Below are 17921 nucleotides of genomic sequence, written 5' to 3'. Positions count from 1 at the left end.
GAGAAGCTCAAATTGGCTTCTCTTTTTTTATGCGTGAATTTGGAAATGAAGAATGAGAAAAATTAGTCAGATTGACAGTTTCGGCAAATCCCATGTGTTTCGATGACATGGTTCGTTAGCTTAAATCCATGTTGAGCAATATTTTTAGTCAATAATGCCACTAAAGCGTCATCTTGAAGTTCACTAACATCACCACATTGATCACAAATTAATAAGTGTGAAAAATGCTTATTGTTACCATGGCAATCATGCTCATCAAAAAAGCAGCAAGAAACAAAGCTATTGGTCGACTCCACACGATGAATAAAGCCTTGTTCAAGTAAAAACTCTAATGCGCGATAGACAGTAGGCGGTTTCGCTTGAGGTTCGGTTTGTTTGAGTTTATCCAGTAATTCATAAGCGGTAGAAGAGCCCTTTTGCTGCCAAATAAGTTCAAGTACTTGTTGACGTTGCGAGGTGAGGCGAACCCCTCTTTGCTGGCAAAGGTCAGTCACTTGTTGGATTAAACGTTTATTCAAAATTTTTAGCCTTAATTTTTTCTTTTAAATACAACAATGATAGAGCGAGTCACCGCTATTTCTTTTTCATTGGTGTACGCCTTTGCTGCCTATGGTAAAATATTTGGCTACATAAATCAGAGATATTTATCCCATATACCATTATGAATAATTACCCAATGCAACGTTTTTCTATCGCTCCCATGCTCGATTGGACCGATCGTCACTGTCGTTATTTCCATCGTTTATTAACTGAGCATACGCTGTTGTATACCGAAATGGTAACAACGGGGGCAATTATTCATGGTAAAGGTGACTTTCTTCAGTTTAGTCAACAGGAACACCCAATTGCACTGCAACTTGGTGGTTCGAATCCAGTTGATTTAGCCCATTGCGCTAAGCTTGCTCAAGAGCGTGGCTATGACGAAATTAACTTAAACGTCGGTTGTCCATCTGATCGTGTACAAAATGGTAAATTTGGCGCGTGTTTAATGGCGGAGCCTGAACTGGTGGCCGATTGCATGTCGGCGATGCGTGAAGTCGTCGATATTCCTGTAACGGTAAAAACACGTATTGGGATTGATGACCAAGACTCCTATGAGTTTTTAACTCGCTTTATTTCTATGGTGAGTGAACAGGGCGGCGTTGATCAATTTACGATTCATGCTCGTAAAGCGTGGTTGAGTGGATTAAGCCCAAAAGAAAACCGTGAAATCCCAGAATTGGACTACCCTCGCGCGTACCAACTCAAGCAAGATTTCCCTCATTTGACCATTGCGATCAATGGTGGCGTGAAAACTATTGAGGATTCATTAACGCATCTTGAACATCTTGATGGGGTGATGGTGGGGCGCGAAGCTTATCAAAATCCGTATTTGTTAGCAGAGGTCGACCAGAAAATATTTGGTTGTGACAAACCGATAAAAAAACGCCGTCAAGTTGTCCAAGAAATGCTGCCTTATATTGAACAAGAAATGGCAGCCGGCGCTAGCCTCGGTCACATCACTCGCCATATGTTAGGTTTATTCCAAGCAATGCCAGGTGCGCGTCAATGGCGACGCTATATTAGTGAGAATGCGCATAAGCCAGGTTCAGGGGTTGAAGTGGTTGAAGCTGCACTCGCAAAAATTCCAGCAGAATTAGACGTATAACCCTCTTTATTAAGATGGCGGATTTGACCTTTTATTGGCTAAATCCGCCTTTTTTATTTTGTATTTACTGTTGTTGATTTTAACTTATTGAATATTATGGCTTTAAATTTTGTGAAACTTGGCGCGTAATCTGCATAACTAAGTAAATGCAATAATCTAACTTTGATGAAATAGGGCTATTTATGTTTGAGCTGCTTTGTATTCTCGTATTTATCGGTATGTTGATGTTCACCGGTGTAACAATAGTGACTTTCTTTATTGCTTTAGCGGCAGCGCTGCTGTTTGCCTTTATAGTGAGTATGGTTGGGGCGGTGATAAAATTACTGCCTTGGATTATTGTCGCATTGATCGGTCTGTATATTTATAAACACTACAATAAGCCTACCTCTAATTGATTTTTTGATAGAGGTAGAGCAATTCACTATCCAAACTAGCAAGTTCTGAAATTTGCGCCATGATTAATGAGTAAGCATTGTGGGTGACATGGAAGGACACATCATGACAGTGACAGAACTTCGCCGCTTATATAAAGATAAGCAATTGATTGAAGCGATTATTGAATCCTCTATTGAAGAGGAGAGCTGGATAGTGGAGTTTCGTCATAACCGAGGTGGCTTAGTGTTGCTTACTGATGAGCATGGACAAGAATGTCATTATCAAGATGCTGATGAAGCCTCTCGTTCTGCTTTAGATGTCGGTTTTAAACAAGTTCGTATTGCTAACAAATAGCCTTCTATAAATAAGTGGTCTAATGGCCATTTTCCTATCCTCTTATTGTTTAGCACCTTCCTTATTTCCAAAAAGTTATAAAACATACTTATCAATTCTTTCTCGCGATTCATCAGAATCGTTAATCTATTGTCATGAAGCAATAATATTGTATCCCTAAATGTTCCCACTTGAACTGAGAGCATTTCAGCTTATATAAAAGATAGGATGTCGTGACATGTTACTTAAGGATCTTTCAGCTTTGGCTAGTCCGCTCAATGATCAGCAAATCGGTCAATTGCAGCAGGCTATGTCTGAGTTATCACCACAGCAACTTGCGTGGGTGAGTGGTTACTTCTGGGGGCTAAGCCAGACCGGGCAACCATCAACCGCAGGTGCGAGTCAATCTCAACTTTCAGTAGCTGCTGAGCCTGCTGGCAAATTGACTATTATCTATGCCTCGCAAACGGGGAATGCCAAAGGTGTCGCTGAAGCGTTAAAGAATGAAGCCGATGCTAATGGTATCGCGGTAGAACTATTTGATGCTAGTGACTACAAAGGTAAGAATCTCGCCAAAGAAACCCATGTCATCATTGTTGCTTCAACCAATGGTGAAGGTGAAGCGCCAGATAATGCCATTGAGTTGCATGAATTTCTTCAATCGAAAAAAGCGCCTAAATTAGCGAACTTAAAATATGCCGTTATTGCATTAGGTGATTCTAGCTATGAGTTTTTCTGCCAAACTGGTAAAGACTTTGATAACTATTTAAGCAAGCTTGGTGCAACCGCTTTCCTTGATCGTCTTGATTGTGATGTTGACTATGAAGCATCAGCCAGTGAGTGGCGTAAACAAGCTTTAGAAAAAGTAAAAGAAACACTATCGGCAAGCGATGCTCAAGTTGTGCAATTACCTGTAGGTCAAGCGGCTCATACAGAAAACCCATGGAATAAACAAACCCCTTACACTGCTAGTTTACTGACAAGCCAGAAGATTACCGGGCGTGATTCAGGTAAAGATGTTCGACATATTGAAATAGATCTTGAAGGCTCAGGGATCACTTATCAACCTGGTGATGCACTCGGTGTATGGTATGAAAACAGTTCAGATCTCGTTGCGGCAATTTTAGATCAAGTTAGTTTATCTGGAATCGAAAGTATCGAACTGGATGGCGATAGTATTTCTATTCATAGCGCTTTGGTTAATAAGTTTGAAATTACGGCATCTAACCCGCAACTTGTCACAAAGTATTCCGAGCTCTCTGGTAGTAAGAAGCTACAAAAGCTGGTGGAAGATAAAGATAAACTGCGTGAGTATGCCGGTAATACTCAGATCCTTGATGTTTTAAAAGAAAAGAAAACCAAACTTACGGCAGAAGAGCTTGCTGGACTATTCCGAAAATTAACGCCAAGGCTTTATTCGATAGCGTCAAGCCAAGCGGAAGTGGAGGATGAAGTGCATTTAACCGTCGGTCTAGTTGAATATCAACAAGGTGATGAAACCCGCTATGGTGGTGCGTCTCATTATCTGACTCATCGATTGGAAGAAGGCGATAAAGTTAAGGTCTTTATAGAGCACAATAATAACTTCAAGCTGCCAGAAGATGATAATACCCCTGTAATCATGATTGGTCCTGGAACGGGGATCGCGCCATTTCGTAGTTTTATCCAAGAACGAGAAGCACGAGATGCAGAAGGTAAAAACTGGTTATTCTTTGGCGATCGTACCTTCACTCAGGATTTCTTATACCAAGTTGAATGGCAAAAATATTTGAAATCAGGTGTGTTAACAAAATTAGATGTTGCCTTTAGCCGAGATCAGGCTGAGAAAGTATATGTGCAAGATCGAATTTTAGAAAATGCTGCTGAAGTGTGGCAATGGTTACAGCAAGGTGCATACGTTTATATATGTGGCGATGCAAATCGTATGGCTAAAGATGTTCATGAAGCATTAATTTCAGTTACGCAAGAACAAGGGAAACTAGGTCGAGAGCAAGCGGAATCTTTTGTAAATGACCTACGCAAAGCAAAACGTTATCAAAGGGATGTGTACTAATGAGCACGAAAGAACAAGTAGTATTAGGTGAAGTATTAGGTCCACTTTCTGATGGTGAGCGTTTAAAAGCCGAAAGTAATTTTTTACGTGGCACGATTGCAGAAGATCTACAAAACCCCATCACCGGTGCAGTGACAGGCGACAACTTTACATTGATTCGTTTCCACGGCATGTATTTACAAGATGACCGTGACATCCGAGCTGAGCGTGCCAAGCAAAAACTGGAGCCATTGCATACTTTAATGGTTCGTGCGCGTTTACCGGCTGGTGTGATCACTCCAACCCAATGGCTTGGTGTTGATAAGTGGGCTGATGAACATACTCTATATGGCAGTATTCGTTTAACCACACGTCAAACGTTTCAATATCACGGTATTTTAAAACCCAATATTAAGAAGGTGCATAAGGCGCTTAATTCGATCGGTATTGACTCGATTGGTACTGCGGCTGATATGAACCGAAATGTGCTATGTACAGCGAACCCTTATCAATCAGAAGTACACCAAGAAGCGTATGAGTGGTCAAAGAAAATCAGTGAACACTTTTTGCCACATGCTCGAGGTTATGCGGAAGTTTGGTTGGATGCGGAAAAAATCGATAGTACCGTACAAGAGGAAGAACCTATTTTAGGTCGAACTTACTTACCACGTAAATTTAAAACCACGATTGCTATTCCACCACTGAATGATGTCGATGTTCATGCCAATGATCTGAACTTTGTAGCAATTGAAGAAGACGGTAAGTTAATCGGTTTTAACGTACTGGTGGGCGGGGGCCTTGCAATGACACATGGTGATACCTCAACGTATCCTCGTCGTGCAGATGACTTTGGCTTTATTCCAGTCGATCAAACTTTGGCGTTTGCTGAAGCTGTGGTAACGACTCAACGTGATTGGGGCAACCGTTCTAACCGTAAAAATGCCAAAACTAAATATACACTAGACCGCGTTGGTATTGATGTATTTAAAGCGGAAGTTGAAAAACGCGCTGGTAGTAAATTTGAAGAAAGTCGTCCTTATGAGTTTACTGAGCGTGGTGATCGCATTGGTTGGTCTGAAGGTATTGATGGTAAACACTACTTGTCTCTGTTTATAGAGAATGGTCGTATTTTAGATTATCCAGGTAAACCACTTAAGACTGGTATGGCTGAATTAGCAAAAGTACATAAAGGTGACTTCCGTATTACTGCAAACCAAAACTTGATTGTTGCAGGCGTATCAGCAGATCAAAAAGAACTAATAGAAAGTATTGCTGTAGCACATGGGTTAATGGATGCTTCTATTAGTGAGCAGCGTAAAAACTCAATGGCGTGTGTGGCATTTCCAACCTGTCCATTAGCGATGGCAGAGGCAGAACGTTTCCTTCCCTCTTTTGTAACTGAAGTCGAAGGGGTTTTAGAAAAACACCAGTTACCTAAAGAAGATAACATTATTTTACGTGTCACAGGTTGTCCTAACGGATGTGGGCGAGCAATGTTGGCTGAGATTGGTTTAGTTGGCAAAGCCCCTGGGCGTTATAACTTACACTTAGGCGGTAATCGTAGTGGTACTCGTATTCCTAAGATGTATAAAGAGAACATTACGGATAAGCAAATTCTACAAGAGATTGATGGGCTGGTGGCTCGTTGGTCCAAAGAACGTGACGAAAAAGAAGCGTTTGGCGATTTTGTCATCCGTGTTGGTATTATAGAAGAGGTCGTGATCTCGAAGAGGGACTTCCATGCATAGTACACAAGAAAAGAGTCTTGATTTAGAAGAGCTAGTCAATCTTAATAAAGTCGAACAAAGCTTAAAGCTTGCAGAGATTAATGCGCAACTCGAAGAGATGACTGCCCAAGAAAGAATTCGATGGGCGCTGGAAAATTTACCAGGTGAAGCTGCCGTATCTTCAAGTTTCGGTATCCAAGCAGCTGTGATGTTGCACTTGGCGACAGAAGCTAAAGCTAATATTCCGGTTATATTGACTGATACCGGGTATCTATTTCCTGAGACATATCGATTTATTGACGAGTTAAAAGAGAAACTGAATCTTAACTTGCAAGTTTTCCGAGCTGAACAAAGCCCTAATTGGCAGGAAGCTTCTTATGGCAAACTTTGGGAGCAAGGTGTCGACGGAATAGAAAAGTACAATAAGATAAATAAAGTAGAACCAATGCGACGTGCATTAAAAGAGCTCAATGTATCTACTTGGTTTTCTGGCTTGAGACGTGATCAATCAAATAGCCGTAATGGATTACCTATACTCGCGGTTCAAAATGGTGTCTTTAAGTTTTTACCTATCATTGACTGGAGTAATAAAGAGATACATCAATACCTAGAAAGAAACGGTTTGTCCTATCATCCTCTATGGGAGGAAGGATACCTTTCAGTTGGAGATACGCATACCACTCGCAAGTGGGAACCTGGAATGTCAGAAGAAGAAACACGGTTCTTTGGACTAAAAAGAGAGTGTGGACTCCATGAAGATGATCCTGAACAGCAACAAGATGGCTCGGGAATATAAAAGATCGCTCCCGCCATTAATCTAATGTAAATGAGAGAGGCTCCTGATTAAGGAGCCTCTTTTATATATAAAATTGATAGAAACCTCTCCACCCTGTGGGTAACTTGTTATTAAGTTAAGATTAAAGTTGTATAAATAAGCGTTTGGGTGAAATATGAACGCTTAATGCGTGTTTTTAAAGTTTTTCAAAAAAAAGCCTTGCTAATGTGAGCTGCGTCTCTATAATGCGACCTCACTGACACGGAGCACGCAGCCTAGCTGCAGCAACGAGTCAAGCGGTTCAGACCTTCTCAAAAAGGTTAACGAAATTAAATTGAAAAAGTGTTTGACACTCTCAATTAAATCGTTAGAATGGCCGCCCTGTTCAACGAGACGCAGTCACGAAGAACAACGCTCTTTAACAATTTAAACCTATCAATCTGTGTGGGCACTCGTTGATCATAATCAATATAGCTTCTTAGGAAGCAAAATGATTTCAATGAACTGAGTGACCAATCAGTTATTAGTTTACTAATAATTGGCACAGTCAATTCATTATCATTCTGTTGGAATGATAATAGCTTTAAATTACTTAGGTAGTTTGAAGTCAGTATTCGTTGAGTCACAAAATCTTAAATTGAAGAGTTTGATCATGGCTCAGATTGAACGCTGGCGGCAGGCCTAACACATGCAAGTCGAGCGGAAACGAGAAGTAGCTTGCTACTTCGGCGTCGAGCGGCGGACGGGTGAGTAATGCATAGGAAGTTGCCCAGTAGAGGGGATAACCATTGAAACGATGGCTAATACCGCATAACCTCTTCGAGCAAAGCGGGGACCTTCGGCCTCGCGCTACTGGATACGCCTATGTGGATTAGCTAGTTGGTGAGGTAATGGCTCACCAAGGCGACGATCCCTAGCTGGTCTGAGAGGATGATCAGCCACACTGGGACTGAGACACGGCCCAGACTCCTACGGGAGGCAGCAGTGGGGAATATTGCACAATGGGCGAAAGCCTGATGCAGCCATGCCGCGTGTATGAAGAAGGCCTTCGGGTTGTAAAGTACTTTCAGTTGTGAGGAAGGTTTCGTAGTTAATAACTGCGTTGCTTGACGTTAGCAACAGAAGAAGCACCGGCTAACTCCGTGCCAGCAGCCGCGGTAATACGGAGGGTGCGAGCGTTAATCGGAATTACTGGGCGTAAAGCGCATGCAGGTGGTTTGTTAAGTCAGATGTGAAAGCCCGGGGCTCAACCTCGGAAGGTCATTTGAAACTGGCAAACTAGAGTACTGTAGAGGGGGGTAGAATTTCAGGTGTAGCGGTGAAATGCGTAGAGATCTGAAGGAATACCAGTGGCGAAGGCGGCCCCCTGGACAGATACTGACACTCAGATGCGAAAGCGTGGGGAGCAAACAGGATTAGATACCCTGGTAGTCCACGCCGTAAACGATGTCTACTTGGAGGTTGTGGCCTTGAGCCGTGGCTTTCGGAGCTAACGCGTTAAGTAGACCGCCTGGGGAGTACGGTCGCAAGATTAAAACTCAAATGAATTGACGGGGGCCCGCACAAGCGGTGGAGCATGTGGTTTAATTCGATGCAACGCGAAGAACCTTACCTACTCTTGACATCCAGAGAACTTTCCAGAGATGGATTGGTGCCTTCGGGAACTCTGAGACAGGTGCTGCATGGCTGTCGTCAGCTCGTGTTGTGAAATGTTGGGTTAAGTCCCGCAACGAGCGCAACCCTTATCCTTGTTTGCCAGCGAGTAATGTCGGGAACTCCAGGAGACTGCCGGTGATAAACCGGAGGAAGGTGGGGACGACGTCAAGTCATCATGGCCCTTACGAGTAGGGCTACACGTGCTGCAATGGCGCATACAGAGGGCAGCAAGCTAGCGATAGTGAGCGAATCCCAAAAGTGCGTCGTAGTCCGGATTGAGTCTGCAACTCGACTCCATGAAGTCGGAATCGCTAGTAATCGTGGATCAGAATGCCACGGTGAATACGTTCCCGGCCTTGTACACACCGCCCGTCACACCATGGGAGTGGGCTGCAAAGAAGTAGGTAGTTTAACCTTCGGGAGGACGCTTACCACTTTGTGGTTCATGATCAGTGAAGTCGTAACAAGGTAGCCCTAGGGGAACCTGGGGCTGGATCACCTCCTTATACGAAAGATTATTTTTGATGAGTACCCACACAGATTGATTAGGTTTATATAGAAAAGAGTTTTGAAAGCATCCCAATGCTTTCATAGTCCGTGTCCCGTTCGTCTAGAGGCCTAGGACACCGCCCTTTCACGGCGGTAACAGGGGTTCGACTCCCCTACGGGATACCATCTTTAAGCACACTTCCTGAAAAAGGGAATGTTTTTAAAAATGGTTTCGAAAGAAACTCTTTGCTCTTTAACAATTTGGAAAGCTGACTAGATAAACATTTTAATGTTTATCTTAATAAAAGTTCTCAATGTTTATCCTTGTGATAAACACAACAACACACATTCAAGTGTCTTGTATTCAAATCAATTGCTTGCAATTGATTCTATTGAGTCCGGCAAACGACAATTAAGATTACCCTCTTAATTGTCAAAAAACTAAAACCTTATTTAGTTGAACATACATTAAGACCCTTTGGGTTGTATGGTTAAGTGAATAAGCGTACACGGTGGATGCCTAGGCAGTCAGAGGCGATGAAGGACGTATTAACTTGCGATAAGCGTAGATTAGGCAGTAAAAGCCACTTGAGTCTACGATTTCCGAATGGGAAACCCACGTGCATAAGCACGTATTATTAACTGAATACATAGGTTAATAAGGCGAACTCGGGGAATTGAAACATCTAAGTACCCGAAGGAAGAGAAATCAACCGAGATTCCGAAAGTAGCGGCGAGCGAAATTGATTAGCCTAAGCTTTATATGCGTCAGGTGAAGGCTCTGGAAAGTGCCGCGATACAGGGTGATAGCCCCGTAACCGACAACGCATACTAAGTGAAAACGAGTAAGGCGGGACACGTGATATCCTGTCTGAACATGGGGGGACCATCCTCCAAGGCTAAATACTCCTGACTGACCGATAGTGAACCAGTACCGTGAGGGAAAGGCGAAAAGAACCCCTGTGAGGGGAGTGAAATAGAACCTGAAACCGTGTACGTACAAGCAGTAGGAGCACCTTCGTGGTGTGACTGCGTACCTTTGTATAATGGGTCAGCGACTTATATTTAGTAGCAAGGTTAACCGTATAGGGAGCCGTAGGGAAACCGAGTCTTAACTGGGCGTCGAGTTGCTAGGTATAGACCCGAAACCAGGTGATTCAGCCATGGGCAGGTTGAAGATTGAGTAACATCAATTGAGGACCGAACCGACTAATGTTGAAAATTAGCGGATGACTTGTGGCTAGGTGAAAGGCCAATCAAACCTGGAGATAGCTGGTTCTCCCCGAAAGCTATTTAGGTAGCGCCTCGGACGAATACTACTGGGGTAGAGCACTGTTAAGGCTAGGGTCATCCTGACTTACCAACCCTTTGCAAACCCGAATACCAGTAAGTAATATCCGGGAGACACACGGCGGGTGCTAACGTCCGTCGTGGAGAGGGAAACAACCCAGACCGCCAGCTAAGGTCCCAAAGTATAGCTAAGTGGGAAACGATGTGGGAAGGCTCAGACAGCCAGGATGTTGGCTTAGAAGCAGCCATCATTTAAAGAAAGCGTAATAGCTCACTGGTCGAGTCGGCCTGCGCGGAAGATGTAACGGGCTAAGCTATACACCGAAGCTGCGGCATCATAGTTTACTATGATGTAGGGAGCGTTCTGTAAGCCGTTGAAGGTGAACTGAGAAGTTTGCTGGAGGTATCAGAAGTGCGAATGCTGACATGAGTAACGATAAAGGAGTGAAAACTCCTCGCCGGAAGACCAAGGGTTCCTGTCCAACGTTAATCGGGGCAGGGTAAGTCGACCCCAAGGCGAGGCTGAAAAGCGTAGTCGATGGGAAACGGGTTAATATTCCCGTACTTCTTACAAATGCGATGGGGACGGAGAAGGCTAGGTGGGCCTGGCGATGGTTGTCCAGGTTCGCGCGTAGGCTAATTTCTTAGGTAAATCCGGGAAATTGTTAGGCTGAGACACGATGTCGAGCTACTACGGTAGTGAAGTCATTGATGCCATGCTTCCAGGAAAGCCTCTAAGCTTCAGTTTGTAAGAAATCGTACTTCAAACCGACACAGGTGGTCGGGTAGAGAATACCAAGGCGCTTGAGAGAACTCGGGTGAAGGAACTAGGCAAAATGGTACCGTAACTTCGGGAGAAGGTACGCTCCTAGCGGTGATGAGACTTGCTCTCTAAGCTGCCGGGAGTCGCAGATACCAGGTGGCTGCAACTGTTTATTAAAAACACAGCACTGTGCAAAATCGTAAGATGACGTATACGGTGTGACGCCTGCCCGGTGCCGGAAGGTTAATTGATGGGGTTATCTTCGGAGAAGCTCTTGATCGAAGCCCCGGTAAACGGCGGCCGTAACTATAACGGTCCTAAGGTAGCGAAATTCCTTGTCGGGTAAGTTCCGACCTGCACGAATGGCGTAATGATGGCCACGCTGTCTCCACCCGAGACTCAGTGAAATTGAAATCGCTGTGAAGATGCAGTGTACCCGCGGCTAGACGGAAAGACCCCGTGAACCTTTACTACAGCTTGGCACTGAACATTGACCCTACATGTGTAGGATAGGTGGGAGACTTTGAAGCAATCACGCCAGTGGTTGTGGAGTCAACCTTGAAATACCACCCTTGTAGTGTTGATGTTCTAACTTAGCCCCATTATCTGGGGTGAGGACAGTTGGTGGGTAGTTTGATCAGCGGTCTCCTCCCAAAGAGTAACGGAGGAGCACGAAGGTGGGCTAAACACGGTTGGACATCGTGTGGTTAGTGCAATGGCATAAGCCCGCTTGACTGCGAGAATGACAATTCGAGCAGGTGCGAAAGCAGGTCATAGTGATCCGGTGGTTCTGAATGGAAGGGCCATCGCTCAACGGATAAAAGGTACCCGGGGATAACAGGCTGATACCGCCCAAGAGTTCATATCGACGGCGGTGTTTGGCACCTCGATGTCGGCTCATCACATCCTGGGCTGAAGTCGGTCCCAAGGGTATGGCTGTTCGCCATTTAAAGTGGTACGCGAGCTGGGTTTAGAACGTCGAGACAGTTCGGTCCCTATCGCCGTGGGCGTTGGAAGATTGAAGGGGCTGCTCCTAGTACGAGAGGACCGGAGTGGACGAACCTCTGGTGTTCGGGTTGTCATGCCAATGGCATTGCCCGGTAGCTAAGTTCGGAATCGATAAGTGCTGAAAGCATCTAAGCACGAAGCGAGCCCTAAGATGAGTCTTCCCTGGCGCTTTAAGCGTCCTAAAGGGTTGTTCGAGACTAGAACGTTGATAGGCAGGGTGTAAGTGCTGCGAGGCATTGAGCTAACCTGTACTAATTGCCCGTGAGGCTTAACCATACAACACCTAAAGGGTTTTGGTTGGACTGAATAGATATAAGACATACTTGAATGAGTGTGAGAACAAACAGCTTTCCGAATTAAGTTAAAGCATCCTAGAGATGTTTTAACAAAAGAATTTGCTTGGCGACCATAGCGCTTTGGACCCACCTGATTCCATGCCGAACTCAGAAGTGAAACGAAGTAGCGCCGATGGTAGTGGGGTTTCCATGTGAGAGTAGGACATCGCCAGGTTTATTTTAAGAGCCCGTTGAAAACAACGGGCTCTATTCTCTAAAATAGATTGAAATAAAAAGTGAAGTAAAAATAGTAGTTTTAATTGAAAATACTATCTTGACTTTCATTTAGGATGACGTATTATACGCCTCCTGCTTACGACGCAAGTCGTTGAAAGCAATGCTCTTTAACAATTTAAACCTATCAATCTGTGTGGGCACTCGTTGATCATAATCAATATAGCTTCTTAGGAAGCAAAATGATTTCAATGAACTGAGTGACCAATCAGTTATTAGTTTACTAATAATTGGCAACAGTCAATTCATTATCATTCTGTTGGAATGATAATAGCTTTAAATTACTTAGGTAGTTTGAAGTCAGTATTCGTTGAGTCACAAAATCTTAAATTGAAGAGTTTGATCATGGCTCAGATTGAACGCTGGCGGCAGGCCTAACACATGCAAGTCGAGCGGAAACGAGAAGTAGCTTGCTACTTCGGCGTCGAGCGGCGGACGGGTGAGTAATGCATAGGAAGTTGCCCAGTAGAGGGGATAACCATTGGAAACGATGGCTAATACCGCATAACCTCTTCGGAGCAAAGCGGGGACCTTCGGCCTCGCGCTACTGGATACGCCTATGTGGATTAGCTAGTTGGTGAGGTAATGGCTCACCAAGGCGACGATCCCTAGCTGGTCTGAGAGGATGATCAGCCACACTGGGACTGAGACACGGCCCAGACTCCTACGGAGGCAGTGGGGAATATTGCACAATGGGCGAAAGCCTGATGCAGCCATGCCGCGTGTATGAAGAAGGCCTTCGGGTTGTAAAGTACTTTCAGTTGTGAGGAAGGTTTCGTAGTTAATAACTGCGTTGCTTGACGTTAGCAACAGAAGAAGCACCGGCTAACTCCGTGCCAGCAGCCGCGGTAATACGGAGGGTGCGAGCGTTAATCGGAATTACTGGGCGTAAAGCGCATGCAGGTGGTTTGTTAAGTCAGATGTGAAAGCCCGGGCTCAACCTCGGAAGGTCATTTGAAACTGGCAAACTAGAGTACTGTAGAGGGGGTAGAATTTCAGGTGTAGCGGTGAAATGCGTAGAGATCTGAAGGAATACCAGTGGCGAAGGCGGCCCCTGACAGATACTGACACTCAGATGCGAAAGCGTGGGGAGCAAACAGGATTAGATACCCTGGTAGTCCACGCCGTAAACGATGTCTACTTGGAGGTTGTGGCCTTGAGCCGTGGCTTTCGGAGCTAACGCGTTAAGTAGACCGCCTGGGGAGTACGGTCGCAAGATTAAAACTCAAATGAATTGACGGGGCCCGCACAAGCGGTGGAGCATGTGGTTTAATTCGATGCAACGCGAAGAACCTTACCTACTCTTGACATCCAGAGAACTTTCCAGAGATGGATTGGTGCCTTCGGGAACTCTGAGACAGGTGCTGCATGGCTGTCGTCAGCTCGTGTTGTGAAATGTTGGGTTAAGTCCCGCAACGAGCGCAACCCTTATCCTTGTTTGCCAGCGAGTAATGTCGGGAACTCCAGGAGACTGCCGGTGATAAACCGGAGGAAGGTGGGGACGACGTCAAGTCATCATGGCCCTACGAGTAGGGCTACACACGTGCTACAATGGCGCATACAGAGGGCAGCAAGCTAGCGATAGTGAGCGAATCCCAAAAAGTGCGTCGTAGTCCGGATTGGAGTCTGCAACTCGACTCCATGAAGTCGGAATCGCTAGTAATCGTGGATCAGAATGCCACGGTGAATACGTTCCCGGGCCTTGTACACACCGCCCGTCACACCATGGGAGTGGGCTGCAAAAGAAGTAGGTAGTTTAACCTTCGGGAGGACGCTTACCACTTTGTGGTTCATGACTGGGGTGAAGTCGTAACAAGGTAGCCCTAGGGGAACCTGGGGCTGGATCACCTCCTTATACGAAGATTATTTTTGATGAGTACCCACACAGATTGATTAGGTTTAGAAGTTAAGAGATAAAGTTGGGGCTATAGCTCAGCTGGGAGAGCGCCTCGCTGGCAGCGAGGAGGTCTGCGGTTCGATCCCGCATAGCTCCACCATCTTTAAATGTTTTTATACAGAATATTTAAAAATGGTTTTCATTAGAAAACTTGCTCTTTAACAATTTGGAAAGCTGACTAGATAAACATTTAATGTTTATCTTAATAAAAGTTCTCAATGTTTATCCTTGTGATAAACACAACAACACACATTCAAGTGTCTTGTATTCAAATCAATTGCTTGCAATTGATTCTATTGAGTCCGGCAAACGACAATTAAGATTACCCTCTTAATTGTCAAAAAACTAAAACCTTATTTAGTTGAACATACATTAAGACCCTTTTGGGTTGTATGGTTAAGTGAATAAGCGTACACGGTGGATGCCTAGGCAGTCAGAGGCGATGAAGGACGTATTAACTTGCGATAAGCGTAGATTAGGCAGTAAAAGCCACTTGAGTCTACGATTTCCGAATGGGGAAACCCACGTGCATAAGCACGTATTATTAACTGAATACATAGGTTAATAAGGCGAACTCGGGGAATTGAAACATCTAAGTACCCGAAGGAAGAGAAATCAACCGAGATTCCGAAAGTAGCGGCGAGCGAAATTGATTAGCCCTAAGCTTTATATACGTCAGGTGAAGGCTCTGGAAAGTGCCGCGATACAGGGTGATAGCCCCGTAACCGACAACGTATACTAAGTGAAAACGAGTAAGGCGGGACACGTGATATCCTGTCTGAACATGGGGACCATCCTCCAAGGCTAAATACCCTGATTGACCGATAGTGAACCAGTACCGTGAGGGAAAGGCGAAAAGAACCCTGTGAGGGAGTGAAATAGAACCTGAAACCGTGTACGTACAAGCAGTAGGAGCACCTTCGTGGTGTGACTGCGTACCTTTGTATAATGGGTCAGCGACTTATATTTAGTAGCAAGGTTAACCGTATAGGGAGCCGTAGGGAAACCGAGTCTTAACTGGGCGTCGAGTTGCTAGGTATAGACCCGAAACCAGGTGATTCAGCCATGGGCAGGTTGAAGATTGAGTAACATCAATTGAGGACCGAACCGACTAATGTTGAAAAATTAGCGGATGACTTGTGGCTAGGTGAAAGGCCAATCAAACCTGGAGATAGCTGGTTCTCCCCGAAAGCTATTTAGGTAGCGCCTCGGACGAATACTACTGGGGGTAGAGCACTGTTAAGGCTAGGGGGTCATCCCGACTTACCAACCCTTTGCAAACTCCGAATACCAGTAAGTAATATCCGGGAGACACACGGCGGGTGCTAACGTCCGTCGTGGAGAGGGAAACAACCCAGACCGCCAGCTAAGGTCCCAAAGTATAGCTAAGTGGGAAACGATGTGGGAAGGCTCAGACAGCCAGGATGTTGGCTTAGAAGCAGCCATCATTTAAAGAAAGCGTAATAGCTCACTGGTCGAGTCGGCCTGCGCGGAAGATGTAACGGGGGCTAAGCTATACACCGAAGCTGCGGCATCATAGTTTACTATGATGGGTAGGGGAGCGTTCTGTAAGCCGTTGAAGGTGAACTGAGAAGTTTGCTGGAGGTATCAGAAGTGCGAATGCTGACATGAGTAACGATAAAGGGAGTGAAAAACTCCCTCGCCGGAAGACCAAGGGTTCCTGTCCAACGTTAATCGGGGCAGGGTAAGTCGACCCCTAAGGCGAGGCTGAAAAGCGTAGTCGATGGGAAACGGGTTAATATTCCCGTACTTCTTACAAATGCGATGGGGGGGGACGGAGAAGGCTAGGTGGGCCTGGCGATGGTTGTCCAGGTTCAAGTGCGTAGGCTAATTTCTTAGGTAAATCCGGGAAATTGTTAGGCTGAGACACGATGTCGAGCTACTACGGTAGTGAAGTCATTGATGCCATGCTTCCAGGAAAAGCCTCTAAGCTTCAGTTTGTAAGAAATCGTACCCCAAACCGACACAGGTGGTCGGGTAGAGAATACCAAGGCGCTTGAGAGAACTCGGGTGAAGGAACTAGGCAAAATGGTACCGTAACTTCGAGAAGGTACGCTCCTAGCGGTGATGAGACTTGCTCTCTGCTGCCGGGAGTCGCAGATACCAGGTGGCTGCAACTGTTTATTAAAACACAGCACTGTGCAAAATCGTAAGATGACGTATACGGTGTGACGCCTGCCCGGTGCCGGAAGGTTAATTGATGGGGTTATCTTCGGAGAAGCTCTTGATCGAAGCCCCGGTAAACGGCGGCCGTAACTATAACGGTCCTAAGGTAGCGAAATTCCTTGTCGGGTAAGTTCCGACCTGCACGAATGGCGTAATGATGGCCACGCTGTCTCCACCCGAGACTCAGTGAAATTGAAATCGCTGTGAAGATGCAGTGTACCCGCGGCTAGACGGAAAGACCCCGTGAACCTTTACTACAGCTTGGCACTGAACATTGACCCTACATGTGTAGGATAGGTGGGAGACTTTGAAGCAATCACGCCAGTGGTTGTGGAGTCAACCTTGAAATACCACCCTTGTAGTGTTGATGTTCTAACTTAGCCCCATTATCTGGGGTGAGGACAGTGCCTGGTGGGTAGTTTGACTGGGGCGGTCTCCTCCCAAAGAGTAACGGAGGAGCACGAAGGTGGGCTAAACACGGTTGGACATCGTGTGGTTAGTGCAATGGCATAAGCCCGCTTGACTGCGAGAATGACAATTCGAGCAGGTGCGAAAGCAGGTCATAGTGATCCGGTGGTTCTGAATGGAAGGGCCATCGCTCAACGGATAAAAGGTACTCCGGGGATAACAGGCTGATACCGCCCAAGAGTTCATATCGACGGCGGTGTTTGGCACCTCGATGTCGGCTCATCACATCCTGGGGCTGAAGTCGGTCCCAAGGGTATGGCTGTTCGCCATTTAAAGTGGTACGCGAGCTGGGTTTAGAACGTCGTGAGACAGTTCGGTCCCTATCTGCCGTGGGCGTTGGAAGATTGAAGGGGGCTGCTCCTAGTACGAGAGGACCGGAGTGGACGAACCTCTGGTGTTCGGGTTGTCATGCCAATGGCATTGCCCGGTAGCTAAGTTCGGAATCGATAAGTGCTGAAAGCATCTAAGCACGAAGCGAGCCCTAAGATGAGTCTTCCCTGGCGCTTTAAGCGTCCTAAAGGGTTGTTCGAGACTAGAACGTTGATAGGCAGGGTGTGTAAGTGCTGCGAGGCATTGAGCTAACCTGTACTAATTGCCCGTGAGGCTTAACCATACAACACCTAAAGGGTTTTGGTTGGACTGAATAGATATAAGACATACTTGAATGAGTGTGAGAACAAACAGCTTTCCGAATTAAGTTAAAG

Annotated in this window: 7 protein-coding genes, 2 tRNA genes and 5 rRNA genes; 13 read left to right on the top strand and 1 reads right to left on the bottom strand. The window is 45.5% G+C overall.

Annotated elements, in window-relative coordinates; all coding sequences use genetic code 11:
- Positions 1 to 62 precede the first annotated feature (62 nt).
- Positions 63 to 521, bottom strand: coding sequence for a zinc uptake transcriptional repressor Zur (gene zur / locus VRUMOI_RS10785; RefSeq protein WP_394608085.1), 459 nt, complete (start codon positions 519 to 521; stop codon positions 63 to 65).
- 140 nt (positions 522 to 661) lie between these two features.
- Between zur and dusA the strand changes: the two genes are divergently transcribed.
- The 13 genes from dusA to VRUMOI_RS10720 all read left to right on the top strand — a co-directional run bounded on the left by dusA (position 662) and on the right by VRUMOI_RS10720 (position 17830).
- Positions 662 to 1648, top strand: coding sequence for a tRNA dihydrouridine(20/20a) synthase DusA (gene dusA, locus VRUMOI_RS10780; RefSeq protein WP_089139102.1), 987 nt, complete (start codon positions 662 to 664; stop codon positions 1646 to 1648).
- Between the two features lie 182 nt (positions 1649 to 1830).
- Positions 1831 to 2043, top strand: coding sequence for an envelope stress response protein PspG (locus VRUMOI_RS10775; protein WP_089139101.1), 213 nt, complete (start codon positions 1831 to 1833; stop codon positions 2041 to 2043).
- Between the two features lie 103 nt (positions 2044 to 2146).
- A complete protein-coding gene (locus VRUMOI_RS10770) occupies positions 2147 to 2377 on the top strand; it encodes a hypothetical protein (protein WP_089139100.1) in 231 nt (76 codons plus the stop codon).
- Between the two features lie 217 nt (positions 2378 to 2594).
- A complete protein-coding gene (locus VRUMOI_RS10765) occupies positions 2595 to 4409 on the top strand; it encodes an assimilatory sulfite reductase (NADPH) flavoprotein subunit (protein WP_089139099.1) in 1815 nt (604 codons plus the stop codon).
- The gene (cysI, locus tag VRUMOI_RS10760) at positions 4409 to 6136 is read left to right on the top strand and encodes an assimilatory sulfite reductase (NADPH) hemoprotein subunit (protein WP_089139098.1); all 1728 of its coding nucleotides are present in this window, start codon (positions 4409 to 4411) and stop codon (positions 6134 to 6136) included. The genes VRUMOI_RS10765 and cysI overlap by 1 nt, the downstream gene beginning before the upstream one ends.
- The gene (locus tag VRUMOI_RS10755) at positions 6129 to 6911 is read left to right on the top strand and encodes a phosphoadenylyl-sulfate reductase (protein WP_089139097.1); all 783 of its coding nucleotides are present in this window, start codon (positions 6129 to 6131) and stop codon (positions 6909 to 6911) included. Before cysI ends, VRUMOI_RS10755 begins: the two co-directional genes overlap by 8 nt.
- Before the next feature lie 613 nt (positions 6912 to 7524).
- A 16S ribosomal RNA gene (locus VRUMOI_RS10750) occupies positions 7525 to 9052 on the top strand.
- Between the two features lie 93 nt (positions 9053 to 9145).
- Positions 9146 to 9221, top strand: a tRNA-Glu gene (locus VRUMOI_RS10745).
- 303 nt (positions 9222 to 9524) lie between these two features.
- A 23S ribosomal RNA gene (locus VRUMOI_RS10740) occupies positions 9525 to 12372 on the top strand.
- 122 nt (positions 12373 to 12494) lie between these two features.
- Positions 12495 to 12606 (top strand): 5S ribosomal RNA (gene rrf, locus VRUMOI_RS10735).
- Positions 12607 to 12992: 386 nt separating this feature from the next.
- Positions 12993 to 14520 (top strand): 16S ribosomal RNA (locus tag VRUMOI_RS10730).
- 66 nt (positions 14521 to 14586) lie between these two features.
- Positions 14587 to 14662 (top strand) — tRNA-Ala (locus VRUMOI_RS10725).
- 294 nt (positions 14663 to 14956) lie between these two features.
- Positions 14957 to 17830 (top strand): 23S ribosomal RNA (locus VRUMOI_RS10720).
- Together the 16S, 23S and 5S rRNA genes with 2 tRNA genes alongside form the textbook arrangement of a ribosomal RNA operon.
- The last annotated feature ends 91 nt before the right edge of the window (positions 17831 to 17921 follow it).

Source organism: Vibrio rumoiensis, assembly GCF_002218045.2.
Taxonomy (GTDB): Bacteria; Pseudomonadota; Gammaproteobacteria; order Enterobacterales; family Vibrionaceae; genus Vibrio; species Vibrio rumoiensis.
Note: the sequence above shows the minus strand (reverse complement) of the source record. Positions and strands in the feature narration are given on the sequence as shown.